General features: G+C 53.4%; 8 protein-coding genes, 1 tRNA gene and 1 pseudogene. All 10 read right to left on the bottom strand.

Annotated features, from left to right (window positions below; genetic code table 11):
- Positions 1–155: 155 nt before the first annotated feature.
- Entirely contained in the window at positions 156–3,455 is a 3,300-nt protein-coding gene (locus tag XI25_RS34660; RefSeq protein ID WP_235439874.1) for a response regulator, read from the bottom strand.
- 113 nt (positions 3,456–3,568) lie between these two features.
- On the bottom strand, positions 3,569–4,510 hold the full coding sequence (locus tag XI25_RS34655) for a HAMP domain-containing protein (protein ID WP_235439873.1): 942 nt from the start codon (positions 4,508–4,510) through the stop codon (positions 3,569–3,571).
- Between the two features lie 48 nt (positions 4,511–4,558).
- Complete coding sequence (locus tag XI25_RS34650) at positions 4,559–5,656, bottom strand: HAMP domain-containing protein (RefSeq protein ID WP_235439872.1); 1,098 nt, start codon at positions 5,654–5,656, stop codon at positions 4,559–4,561.
- Positions 5,657–6,048: 392 nt separating this feature from the next.
- The gene (locus XI25_RS13920; protein WP_046679116.1) at positions 6,049–6,318 is read right to left on the bottom strand and encodes a YqkE family protein; all 270 of its coding nucleotides are present in this window, start codon (positions 6,316–6,318) and stop codon (positions 6,049–6,051) included.
- 66 nt (positions 6,319–6,384) lie between these two features.
- Positions 6,385–7,117: pseudogene (locus XI25_RS13915) on the bottom strand (ZIP family metal transporter).
- Positions 7,118–7,378: 261 nt separating this feature from the next.
- Positions 7,379–7,453: transfer RNA gene (locus XI25_RS13910), tRNA-His, on the bottom strand.
- 117 nt (positions 7,454–7,570) lie between these two features.
- Positions 7,571–9,184 carry an S-layer homology domain-containing protein gene (locus XI25_RS13905; RefSeq protein WP_052759604.1) on the bottom strand — a complete coding sequence of 538 codons (1,614 nt, stop codon included), beginning with the start codon at positions 9,182–9,184 and terminating at the stop codon, positions 7,571–7,573.
- 113 nt (positions 9,185–9,297) lie between these two features.
- Entirely contained in the window at positions 9,298–11,265 is a 1,968-nt protein-coding gene (gene pulA / locus XI25_RS13900; protein WP_046679115.1) for a type I pullulanase, read from the bottom strand.
- 12 nt (positions 11,266–11,277) lie between these two features.
- On the bottom strand, positions 11,278–12,588 hold the full coding sequence (locus XI25_RS13895; RefSeq protein ID WP_052759603.1) for a DUF4129 domain-containing protein: 1,311 nt from the start codon (positions 12,586–12,588) through the stop codon (positions 11,278–11,280).
- A 2-nt stretch (positions 12,589–12,590) separates the two neighbouring features.
- On the bottom strand, positions 12,591–13,691 hold the full coding sequence (locus XI25_RS13890; RefSeq protein WP_046679114.1) for a DUF58 domain-containing protein: 1,101 nt from the start codon (positions 13,689–13,691) through the stop codon (positions 12,591–12,593).
- Positions 13,692–13,696 lie beyond the last annotated feature (5 nt).

The raw sequence follows: 13,696 nt of genomic DNA, 5'->3' as shown, positions 1-13,696 counted from the left end.
CCGAAAGCGATGATTGCCGGTCTCCCGTTCCATTATTATACATGAGGATCCAAACCATGAAAAAGCATCAACCTCTACCTGATCGGGCCGCATGCGTTGTACACTCAAAAGAATACCGCCAGGGAATACCACCCTGACGGTCTTTGTCGTTTCATCTATTGCCGGTTCTCCGAATCGGCTGTTCCTTTTTCGGGCGCCGGTGCGTTCGTCGATTCCTGCTCCGTTTCACGCATCCAGCTCCGCATCATGGACAGCAGCTGCGCGCTGTTCACCGGCTTGGTGATGTAATCGGAAGCGCCCGCTTCCAGGCATTCCTCGCGGTCCCCTTTCATGGCTTTGGCCGTCAGGGCAATAATCGGCAAGTCCCGGAAATGGGGCTTCTTCCGGATGGCGCGTGTCGTCTCGTAGCCGTCCATGACCGGCATCATAATGTCCATCAGAACAATATCCACATCCGGCGTCTGGTCCAGAATATGAAGCGCCTCATGGCCGTTCTCGGCAGGTATCACCTTCATGTTGTGACGTTCAAGGATTGTCGTCAGCGCGAAGATATTGCGGATATCGTCATCCACGACGAGAACGTTTTTGTATTCGATCATCTCATCGGACTGATGAAGCTTCACGAGCGTCTCCCGGGGTCCTTCCGGCAGATTTTCAGCTTTGCGGTGCAGATACAGGGCGGTTTCGTCCATGATCTGTATCGGCGACTTCACCTCTTTGATCACCGAGGATTTGGTCAGTTCCTCAAGTTCTTCCTCTTCTTCGGTCGTCCACTTCCTGCTCCGGTTCAGAACGATCGGAAGGAATTTGTTCTTGGCATTTTTCTGAAGTTCCCGGATAAAGGAGAGCACACCCATGTCCGTTAAGTCGTTATCCGTCATCAGGCAATCGAAATCATGATCTCTCAGCAGATTCAGCGCTTGTTTGGCCGTCTCCGCCGTGGATATTCCGATATCCTTATTGTCGATCGTCTCCACGATTTCCTTGCGCCGCTCCTCATCGCTCACGACGACAAGCAGATGGTGGAATTCGCGTTTTGCGTACGCGCTGAGCCGGTCAATCGCATTTTCAAGATCCTCGTTCGATACCGGCTTGCACATATAATCGAAAACGCCTTTTTGTTTCAGGCCGACCTCGTCCTCCTCAATCGTAATGACGCAAACCGGGATGTGCCGGACGCCGAGGTCATTCTTCAGATGCTCGATCACGAGCCAGCCGTCGGTATCGTCCAGGCGCAGATCCAGCGTGATGGCAGCCGGTTGATATTTTCTGGCCATTGCCAGCGCATTGGATCCGGACGAAGTGATTACGGCTTTAATGCCCTTTTTATGCAAAATTTCCAGCAGAATTTCGTTAAATACCTGGTCATCTTCAATAATCAGGAATACCAAATCGTCCGGCTGAATATTGTCCCGGTCGTCCAAGACATTCTTCTGGCTTGTTCTGACGAAAGAGCGGGTTCGAAGCGGCGGCGTCACGTCGATGACCTCCGGTACGTATTTAGACTTCGGCTCCGGCCCGGCGAACTCTTCGTCAAGCGGCAGATACAGCACGAAGGTGCTGCCTTTTCCTTCAACGCTGAACAGCGTGATTTCCCCGCCGAGCAGGGCTGCGATTTCGCGTGAAATGGCCAGCCCGAGGCCGGTTCCCCCGTATTCGCGGTTCGTGCTTCCATCGGCCTGCTGGAAGGCTTCGAATATAATCCGCTGTTTATCCTCGGGAATTCCGATGCCCGTATCGCTAACGGTGAAGCCGAGTACCGTTTTCGCCTGGTTCAGAACGCTGTTGTCCGGGCTCCAGCCTTCCGCGGCGCGGGCGATGTACAACGCGACCTTTCCTTCTTCGGTAAATTTAAACGCATTGGACAACAGATTCTTCAAAACCTGCTGCAGGCGTTTAAAATCGGTGACGATCAGTTCCGGAACGCCGGCTTCCGTCTTCAGCTCAAAGTCGACGTCCTTGTCTTCGGCGATCAGGCGGAAGCTCCGGTCCAATCCGTCCACAAGTTCGCTGATCTTGACCTCGTTATATTCCGGGGTTACCGTGCCCGACTCGATTTTGGAAAGATCCAAAATATCGTTGATCAGGCTCAGTAGTTCCATTCCGGACTCTTGTATCGTTTTGGCAAACTTGACCTGGTTCGAAGAGAGGTTCCGATCCGGATTCTCGGCCAGCTGTTCCGCTAGAAGAAGCAGCGAATTCAGCGGGGTACGGAGTTCATGGGACATGTTCGCCAGGAATTCGGATTTGTATTTGGATGTGAGCGCCAGCTGCTCGGCCTTTTCCTCCAGGAAGCGCTTGGCAAGCTCGATCTCGTCGTTCTTGCTTTCCACTTCGGCCTTCTGGATGACGAGCAGTTTGGCTTTCTCCTCAAGCTCTTCGTTCGTATGCTGAAGCTCCTGCTGCTGGTTTTGCAGCTCCTCCGTCAGCGACTGCGATTGCATCAGCAGCTCCTCCGTCCGGCGGTTGACCTGCATCGTATTGATGACGATGCCGATCGATTCCGTCAGCTGGTCCAGGAAAGCAATATCGATATCGCTGAACGGACGGAAGGAAGCCAGCTCCAGAACGGCAAGCACCTGATCCTCGAAAATGATCGGCAGCAGGACGATGTTCAGCGGAGCCGCTTCGCCCAGACCGGACGAAATGACGACGTAGTCGGACGGTACATGCGTAAGAAGAATCCGCTGTTTTTCCACCAGGCATTGTCCGACGAGGCCTTCGCCGGAACGGAATTCGTTGGACAGGTTTTTACGCTGCTGATAGCCGTAGCTGGAGTACAGCTTCAGAAGCGGCTCCCCGCCTACCGGTTGATTCAAATAAAAGACCCCGTGCTGCGCCGAAACCAGCGGCGCCAGCTCCGACAAAATCATCCGGCTGGCGGCGTTCAAATCCCGTTGGCCTTGGAGCATGCGGGAGAACTTGGCCAGATTCGTCTTCAGCCAGTCCTGCTCCGTGTTGATCCGGGTGGTTTCCTTCAGGTTGCGGATCATTTCGTTGACGTTGTCCTTCAGTGCCGCAACCTCGCCTGCCGCCGCAACGTCGATCGTTCTGGACAGATCGCCCTTCGCTACGGCCGTAGCCACGTTCGTGATGGCACGCACCTGCGTCGTCAGCGTGCTTGCCATATAGTTAACGTTATCCGTCAGATTACGCCATGTACCGGCTGCCCCCGGAACGTTAGCCTGCCCGCCGAGCTTCCCTTCGGCCCCTACCTCCCGGGCTACCGTCGTCACTTGGTCGGCAAAGGTGGCAAGCGTGTCGATCATATTGTTAATGGTATCCGTCAACTCGGCAATTTCACCCTTCGCGTCCACGGTCAGCTTTTGTTTCAAATTACCGTTCGCTACGGCGGTAACGACTTTGGCAATGCCGCGGACCTGATCGGTCAGGTTCGAGCCCATCGTATTGACGTTGTCGGTCAGATCTTTCCAGATCCCGCCGACGCCCCGCACGGTGGCCTGTCCGCCCAGTTTGCCGTCCGTCGCCGACCTCCCGGGCCACGCGCGTTACCTCGGAGGCGAAGTTGCTCAGCTGGTCCACCATCGTATTCATCGTGTTCTTCAGTTCAAGAATCTCGCCTTTGACATCCACCGTGATTTTTTTTGGTCAAATCGCCCTTGGCGACCGCCGTGGTAACCTCGGCAATGTTGCGCACCTGATCCGTCAGGTTGCGTGCCATGCTGTTTACCCCTTCGGTCAGATCCTTCCACGTCCCGCCGACGCCTTTAACCTGCGCCTGGCCTCCAAGCTTGCCCTCGGTTCCAACCTCGCGCGAGACGCGGGTAACCTCGGAGGCAAACGTGCTGAGCTGATCCACCATCGTATTGATCGTGTTCTTCAACTCCAGGATCTCTCCCTGCACGTCGGCGGTGATTTTCTTGGACAAGTCGCCGTTTGCAACCGCTGTCGTAACAACCGCAATGTTTCGGACCTGATTGGTTAAATTGGATGCCATGTAGTTGACGCTTTCGGTCAAATCCCGCCATGTCCCGGCAACGCCTTTCACCTGGGCCTGTCCGCCCAGCATGCCCAAGGTGCCGACCTCCCGCGCTACGCGGGTAACTTCGGAAGCAAACGTGCTGAGTTGATCCACCATCGTATTGATTGTGTTCTTCAGCTCCAGAATTTCCCCGCGCGCGTTTACCGTAATATGCTTCGACAAGTCGCCCCGGGCTACCGCCGTCGTCACCTCGGCGATGTTCCGTACCTGATCGGTGAGCGTTCCCGCCATATAGTTGACGCTGTCCGTCAAGTCCTTCCAGGTGCCGGATACATCCTTAACGTCGGCACGTCCACCAAGCTTGCCTTCGGTGGAAACCTCCCGGGCTACGCGCGTGACCTCGGACGCAAAGTTGCTCAGCTGGTCAACCATCGTGTTGATCGTGCTCTTGAGCTGCAGAATCTCGCCTTTGGCGTCGACCGTAATTTTTTTGGACAAATCGCCCTTGGCAACGGCGGTTGTCACCTCTGCGATATTACGGACCTGATTGGTCAGGTTGCTGGCCATGTCATTCACTGCTTTCCGTCAGATCGCGCCATGTGCCGGCGACGCCGCTCACTTCGGCCTGACCGCCGAGAATGCCTTCGGTTCCGACCTCGCGGACGCCATCCGGGTTACCTCGGACGCAAACGTGCTCAGCTGATCCACCATCGTGTTGATCGTGTTCTTGAGCTCCAATATTTCGCCCTGCACGTCGGCCGTAATTTTCTTGGAAAGATCGCCATTCGCCACGGCGGTCGTGACAACCGCGATATTCCGTACCTGCTCCGTCAGGTTGCTGGCCATGTCGTTTACGCTTTCGGTCAGGTCCCGCCATGTGCCCGATACGCCCTTCACGTTTGCCTGACCGCCCAGCTTGCCTTCGGTTCCGACCTCGCGGGCCATCCGGGTCACCTCGGACGCAAACGTGCTGAGCTGATCCACCATCGTGTTGACAGTGTCCTTCAGCTCCAATATTTCGCCCTTGGCGTTAACCGTAATCTTCTTCGAAAGATCGCCATTCGCCACGGCCGTTGTTACGGCAGCGATATTCCGAACCTGATCCGTCAGGTTGTTTGCCATGTTGTTCACGCTATCGGTCAAGTCTTTCCATGTGCCGGAAACGCCTTTGACATCCGCCTGGCCGCCGAGTATGCCTTCCGTCCCCACCTCGCGTGCGACGCGGTTGACCTCGGAAGCAAACATGCTGAGCTGCGTGACCATCTGGTTGATGTTGTTGGCGGTTCTCAAAAACTCCCCGGTCAGCGGCCGGCCTTCAATCTCCAACTCGACCTTACGGGACAGATCGCCCTCGGCGACGGCGTTAATAACCCTCACCATTTCGCTGGTGGGCTGAGTAAGGTCTGTAACCAGGCCGTTCAGCGAATCCACCATAACTCCCCAGGAGCCGCCGTTATTTTTATGTACGAATCTGCGGTTCAGCTTGCCGTCTTTACCGACGACCTTCGCCACTTTCTTCACTTCGTTGACGAGGCTTTCCTGCATGTCCATGATCTCGTTGAACGAATCCGCAACTTTACCTGCAACGCCCGTCCATTCATAGGGCATTCTATGGGAGAAGTCCCCCTTTTTTAATGCCATTAAAGCGTTAAGCAGCAAACCTACGTCCAGCTGGTCTTGTGACGAATCTAGTTTCCGTTCCTGATCAGACATGGTCATATTCCTTTCATCGAGTATTATGGATAAATGAATCGTTCAGTTTCCTATTTTACTATTACAATGAAACCCTGTCATATTGTTAAAATATCGAAAACCTCCAAATGACGCTTTCTTCGCACCATAAAAAAAAACGTCTATCGACGTACTTTCTTTAGAAGACAGACCGCATTTAGCGGTTGTTTTTTCTTGCGATATAGAATTCCATCAGCTCCGCTGATAACTTATAAATTCTATATCTATAAGAAGAAAACGCCTATCGACGTACCTCACTAGAAGACAGACCGCATTTAGCGGTTGTTTTTTCTTGCGATATAGAATTCCATCAGCTCCGCTGATAACTTATAAATTCTATATCTATAAAAGGGACGGCCAAAAGCCGCCCCCCCTTACTTGTATTTCCGCCAGTCCATCTCGCTGTTCTGAAGCAGAAATTCAAAATCGTTATCCAATCGTTTTTGCTCGGACTTCCGGGCCTCTTCGCGTTTGATACGCTCCGCTTCCTGCCTTTTTGCTTCATCCGCTTTAAGGGTATCGGCTTGGGCCTTCAGACGCTCCACCATCTTCGGGTCCAAGAGATCCTTCAATGTGGCGGGTTTGTCGGCCGGTTGATGATTCGCCGTCTGAACTTTTCCTTTTTTATTCGTTCTGCCTGCCATCGTTCATCACCTCTGTACTGTACATTATAGCAGTTTACGATCCTTATGGCATACGAGTCTTATGTATCATCCGAACGCGTAGCTAATGTATACCATGATCAGCAGGCCCATGATGAACGAATAGGTCGAAGGACGCTCATAGCCGTGTCCGTGGCTTTCCGGGATAAGCTCCTTGTAGGCAATAAACATCATCGCTCCGGCAGCGAAGGCCAGACCGTACCCGATGATGAACTCGATATAACTGGCCGTAAAAAAGCCGACCACCGCCGAAACCAGTTCCATCATCCCGGTTAAAAAAAACAATAAGGAACGCTTTCATCCGGGCGACCTTGGTATTTATGAGAAAAACGGCCAGAATCAATCCCTCCGGCATATTCTGAGCTCCGATCGAGATGGCCACCATCGGGCCGAGGCCTTGATTTTGACTTGCATAGCTGAACCCTGTGCTGAGGCCTTCGGGAATGTTATGAATGAACAACGCGATAATGACCAAAAGCGAAGATGAGTCGAAAGATGTGATCCGCGACTGGTTTTCCACGTCGATGTGGGGTATGTTTTTTTCAATCAAATCCAGCACCACGATCCCGGCCAACAGCCCGATGGTCAGCGGCATAATCCCGCCTTCGTCAAGCGCCTGCGGCATCAAGCCGAATGTCGAGGCCGACACCATGATCCCCGCCGTAAAGGCTACCAGAATATCCTTCCATTTCTCAGACAATGTTTTCACAAACAGCAAAGGAACCGCCCCAATTACCGTAGCCATTGCTGAAATAAAGCTCCCGAGTAGAGCTGAAACCATAGTTGCAGTCCCCTTTTGCTGAAATCTTTAAAAGTAACTGAGTCACTAACACTATATAACCATGGACTATGAAATATGAAATATGAAAATGGGATGAATTTCCTATAACAAAATGATCTGCAAGCCCAGTCTTTAAAAATTTATCAAGCCGCCTGCTTAGCTTCTCCATGCCATCCTGCATTATGTGGAAAATCCCGCTGCGGGAACGCAAAAAAGAGAGCCCGTAGGCTCTCTGGTTTTAAACATTATGTAAAATTTGGAGGGCGATCGATGGGACTTGAACCCACGAATGCCGGAGCCACAATCCGGTGCGTTAACCCCTTCGCCACGACCGCCACAGGGAATATTGTTGTTTTCCCGAGACACTAATTTATCATGAATCCCCAAGGTTGGCAAGTTGTAAGTTTTCCCATATCCAAAGAGCGGATGCTTCCGCACCCGCCCCGTTATATATTATAGATTGAATGAATAACTCTCATAACGCTGGATATTGGAGATTGCCTGCCACACGTCGGGCGTTTCGGAACCAGGGTACCAGTAAGCCGTACCGGCAACATTTCGGGCGACAAGCATGCGAAGTTTTACGGATAAGGACCGGGCATCTTCCGTCCAAATTTTGCGGCGAATCCCCTCCTCGTCATACGAGGTTTCATATTGGCCCAACGCCTCATTCCATATCAGGACCGATGAGTGCTTCCGAATCCGCCTTCCCTGCTCCAGCAAGCTGATGTCCTCTGACCCGCTTCCAGGGCTTAACCGCCACTCCCTTGTGTATAGCGGGAGAGCGATAATCGTTTTGGAGAAGGGTACCGTGGTCAGGATTTTATCCACCGCCGAGGTAAGCCATGGCATCGAAGACACGGAGCCTGCCAAAGGAGAGCCTCCCCAGTGTTCGTCGTAGCCCATTAAAACGACATAGTCGGCATAAGCCCCCAATGCCGAGTAGTCGAACGCTTCGGTCCAATCCGTCCCCAAATCCGGGGACACGTCTATCGAGACGACCGCCCCCAGGCTGTGGAGCTCCTCTGACAGCTCTTTAATGAACGAGGTCAAATTCGCCCGGTCCGCCGGAGCCACGTTTTCAAAGTCGACATTAATGCCGTCCAGTTTATATGTCGAAACATATCCTGCAAGCTTCTGAATGACAGACCTTCGGGCTTGACTGTTGCCGAGCGCCCGATGGGTAGCATCCGCGTCCGACCGGTTGCCCAGCATGCCCCAGACCTTTCGTCCGTTTTGGCGTGACCACTGCAGCAGTTCGATATTGCTGTAATTGGTGACGGCTCCCGAAGGCTCAATATAATACCAGCGGGGGACAAGGGTGTTCAGATTTGCGGCTTTGGCATAGCTAATATACTGGCCCACGTTCCCGTTATACAGCCATCCCATTCGGATATCCTGACGCAGGGCTTCCGATCCGTGATCGATAAGGGGCTTCACATTGCCGGATTCGAGAACACGGTCCAGCAACGCAGCCGTTTCTTCCCGCGTAATTTCGATCTCCGGCCTGAACAGTCCTTGGTTTCCCTCCATCCATCCGGATACGGTGGCTGCCGCTACCTCTGTCCGAGCCCATCCTGCCACTTCGTCCGCATCCTTGTAACGGTCGGCCAAACCGCTGCCACGGCCGCCGTCCTGCTTCATCGCGCGGACTACGATGACCGCCGCCTCCTGCCTGGACAGGTTGTCGAGCGGCCTGAAAAGCTGTTCCCCTTTGCCGTTTACAATGGACAGATTGCTTCCGGCATGAACCCACCCATAATACCATGCCTGCTTTTGAACATCGCGGTAGGCGGGCAAATCATTAAACACCGGCCCCATTCCGAGCAGTCGGCTGACCATGGCCGTAAACTCCGCCCGTGTAACGGTTTGGCGCGGCAAAAAAGCCCCGTTGCCGTTTCCGTCCACAATTCCTCTGTCGGCCAGGCGAATGATCGCATCTTTCGCATAGCTGGAAGAAATGTCGTTAAACACGGGCTGATGAGGGGCTGCCTGAGCCTCCGCCGGACAAAAACCGGCGGAAAAACCGATTAGATAGATAAACACGGATATCATATATTTTTTCAAGATTACGCCTCGTTTCTTTCGTTCTTTGCATACATTTCAGCATATCAGACGAAAGACTTTGCAGGCATTAATCATTTGTTGGTAAATTTTCTGCTGTAAAAGACATGCGCTCCTTAGCGCCGCGACTTTCCGGAGGCCAGGACTACGGTGCCGATGCCGTCAACGGTCAAGCTGTTGTCCGTCAGGCATTCAATCAGTTCCCCGCCGAACAGCACGCGCCAGGAACCCAAGCCCGGAAGCGGGATTTCCCCGGTTGACCGGCCGGCATGGTGAAGCACGAACAGATTTTCGTCCGGATCTCCGTTGGCATGCCTCCTGATCGTATAAGCTACCGCATGATCGGGAGCTTTCTCGAAGCGGAGAAATTTGCGGATGGATTCCGCGTCCTTCATCCGAAACGCCGGATGTTCCTTCCGAAGAGAAATCAGTCGCCGGATGTACTCAATCCCCTCCTTGTGCCAAGCCGCCTGTTCCCAATCCATACGATTGACTTCGTCGCTTGATTTATAGCTGTTCTCTTCCCCGTTCTTGGTACGATAGAACTCCTGTCCCGCGTGAAGAAAGGGAATGCCCTGGCTGGTCAATATCATGGAAGAAGCCAATCGGTGCATCGCACGGCGGACCTCATCGCTTTCCGACTCGGCTGACAGCTCGATCTTATCCCATAGCGTATGGTTATCGTGACATTCCGCATAGTTCACGATTTGATCGGGTTGGAGCGCAAACGAAGATATGGCATCGTCATAAGGGATGCCGCCGACAATTCCCGGCAAAACCCTCTCCTTGAATGAAGCTTCGCCGCTGATAAAGCCTTTTCGGTCAAACACGAAAATGTCGCCCTTCACGGCATCCCGAAATCCGTCGTTGAATTGGCCGATCCCCGGCATTTCAGCGGCATGAAGCTGATTCGCCCTTTTGTCTTTCGCCAGTTCGGTCTCCATCATCCATCCCTCGCCGATCATGATGATGGAAGGATCGATTTCATTCACGCGATTACGGATTTCGTTCATCGTGCCTATATCCATAAGGCCCATCAAATCAAAACGGAAACCGTCGATCTGATATTCCCGAATCCAATGCAGAATGGAATCGACGATAAACTTGCGCATCATGGGTCTTTCCGTAGCCGTATCGTTGCCGCAGCCGGAACCGTTCGAGAACTTCCGATCAGCCGTATAACGCAGGTAATACCCGGGAACCAGCTTCGTGAAATTGACAAGATAGCCGTCGTACACATGGTTATACACCACGTCCATGATGACGCGGATGCCCTCGTCATGAAAGGCCTGAATCATCTGTTTCAATTCCCGGATGCGTACGTCCGGACGATAGGGGTCCGTAGCGTAAGAGCCTTCCGGCACATTATAATTTTTCGGATCGTATCCCCAATTGTATTGAGGCTCGTCAAGCCGGGTCTCGTCCACGCTCTCCGTAGCAAAATCATAAAAGGGAAGCAGCTCGACATGGGTTACGCCAAGCTCCTTGATATGGTCAAGCCCGGTAGGCAAGTTTTGAGGTCCGCGGGTGCCTTTTTCGGCCAGACCGAGATACTTGCCTTTGCGTTCAACTCCGCTTGCCGGATGAATGGTGAAATCCCGGATATGCAGCTCGTAAACGACCGCATCCACCGCATCCCGGAACGACGGTTTTTTACGGCTCCATCCCGGAGGGTTGGTTTCGGAAAGAGGAATGATCGCCCCGCGGTCCCCGTTTACTCCCACGGCTTTCGCGTAAGGATCGACCGCCTCGTTCCACTGCTTCCCGATCCGGACCAGATAGGTATAATATTTTCCGTTCAGATCGCCGGAAACCCTTGCAACCCATGTCCCTTTGACATCCCGCCGCATCGGAATTTTCTCGCCGCGCTCGCTGTTCCAATCGCTGTATATCATGACAAATGCTTCGCTTGCCGTAGGGGCCCATAAACGAAACTTGGATAACTCGGCCGTATAGATCAGCCCCAAGTCATCACCGTCATAATAAAATGCCTTGTCAAATTCCTTGGAGAAGACGGAGATTCCTCCGGTAACTTCAAGGTCGCCGTAATCGATGACGGCATTGCTTTCCTTCTGTACAGACATGCTGTCCACTCCTTATTTATATTTGGAAGTCGCCTTCGAAGCTTTAAGAACGGTTTCGGCCCTGTTCTTATCCACAATCCCGCCCCCGTACCTTGCCTGCTCATAAAGCTCGACAAATCCGTCAGGCACAGGTTCCGACGCCCCCGTCCTCATCTTCAAATCATGCACGGTTTCCCGCGGCGTGAAATGTCTTTTCCATTGGTATCCCTGCCGTATATTTCGTTCCACGAGGTTCCGGTATAAACGTCTGATTCCGGCCTCTTGTCCATCCTCCCTCACGCCTGCCCGGTTATTGCGGGCTGAAAGCCTCCATCGTTTAAATGCTTTCCCTCTCTTGGGAGGAGCGATTTTCTCCACCTCATCCACATAACCAAGGCGCTCTCCTTCCCCCGACCGGCGCGATAACAGCCGGTTCAGCCATGCGGATAATTTTTCCGCCCATTTGGGCAGCGTGCGAGCCAGACGATATAGCAGGTAAACTGCCGCAAGGCCGGCTGCGGCGCAAGCCGCAACGACCATTATTTTTTCCAGGACTTTGATCCATTGCGGCGGCGGAAGAGACTCCTCCACGGGCAGCAGCGGATCTTCCAGCGGCGGTCGCTCCGGGGGCGGTTCCGTTTTATCTTCCGGCAGTTGTTGAAACAGTCCGTTCATCCAGGACACGACCGTGTTCCATAGATACTCCAAACCTTGGCGCAGCTGAGGCAAAAGAACAAGAACCGCTATAAGCAAAAGCATTGACGCAACCAGCCATCGATTCTGGCGGCGGACCCTTTTCTCCAGAATGACTTTATCGTCATGGGGAAGGGTGGCTTCCTCAATGTGGGTCCGGTTTATGATAAACAGCGTGACTGCCAGCGCAGCGGCACCAAACCACGTCAAGACTCCCCTATACGGGACGAACGACGGCATGAAGTTAAGAACGAAGCTGCTGCATCCATAAATGATCAACCCAATTAAATAGTACATGCCGGGAAAGAGAACCGACCAATGGGCCTGTTCCATTCTTATCCCCCGGTAACATGCGACAAACAAACCGGGGACGCCGATCAAGAGCATAAATGAAACGCCAAACGCCATTAGGGATACCGCCACCGACCATGCCAGGGACCAAAGAACGGTTTTAAGAACCGTGTTGACCCGGAAAAGGCGGCTGCACGCATAGCCCGCACCGTATCCGGCCACAACCAGAAGGGGCCATGCCGCAATCCAAGGACCGGCTTTAGCATAAACCAGCGGAATATAGAGCAGCGGAAAAAACAGCAAGCACTCGACAAGGCCTTGTCCCAAAACGCGGGGAAGGTTTTTGAGTATCGACTTCATCCTTAAGCCCCCTTGCGATGAGATGCCTTCTCTTCCAACAGGTGGACCATGACGTTATGGCCTTCTGCACGGTACTTGGCCATAACATCCTCCAGCCTGTCGTTCATGTAGGTCGTCAGCAGAAGCACCTCGTACTTTCCTTCCAGACGGACAAGCTCCCCCTCCAGAAATTCGTGGAATGACAGACGACGGTCGAGCTGAAGAACCGCCAGGTATTCCAGTATAAGGGACAGCTGCTCCGAGCCTCCGGCGGCGGGGATCCCGGGAAAAGGTCCTCCCTCCTCTTCCAACATGCCGTTTGATCCGATTCCCACCTCCATCCCATGCGACAGCAGCTCGGCGGCCGCTCCGGCAGCAAGCCGGATTCCGTATTCCACCGGCTCGGGCCTGGTAGACCGGCTCCACATATGCTCATGGTCCTCGACGTTCAGGTACATGACAATCCTGCTGTCTGCGGTCGCATCCCTTCGGTGCACCTGCAGTTCACCGGTTCGGGCGCTTGCCTTCCAGTGGATATCCTTCAGCGAATCCCCTTCACGGTATTCCCTGACCCCGGACAGGTAAAACGGGTCCTGCACAATCCATCTGCGGACCAACGTTTCTCCCATCCAGGTTTGAACGGGCATTTCCATCTCCGCCATATCCAGCGGCTCAGGGTAAACGACAAGCTTGCCCTCGAGCGGTAAGCTGAGAACGGCGGAGCCCGTGCCCAGAAGATCCCCCGAGGTCATTGACACGGTACCCAGGCGGTACATGCCCCGTCGGCTCGCCGTAACATCATGCCTTCTTACGATCTTGGTCCATGGCATTAGACTGAAAAAGCTTTTATGGTTCTGGGCAAACTGCCCCTCGCTGATATCCAGGTTGAGCTGGCCCTGAAACCTGAGCCCCGCTTTGAACTGGGATTCCACCCGCAGCCAGGGTACCGGAACGATTTTCCGGTTTTCGATCGTTTCCACCAGCTCGAAATGTTCGCCTTCGTAACAGGCCGAGACTTTAAACGAACGGCTGTATGCAATCCTCTTTAACGCATAACGGCGAAATAAAGCGCCCTGAAGGACAATGACCAGCGCTCCGATCAACAGTATCCAGTATGCACCCATATTTC

Source organism: Paenibacillus sp. DMB20, from assembly GCF_000987955.1.
GTDB lineage: Bacteria > Bacillota > Bacilli > Paenibacillales > Paenibacillaceae > Paenibacillus_AQ.
This window is presented reverse-complemented; position numbering and strand designations above follow the sequence as displayed.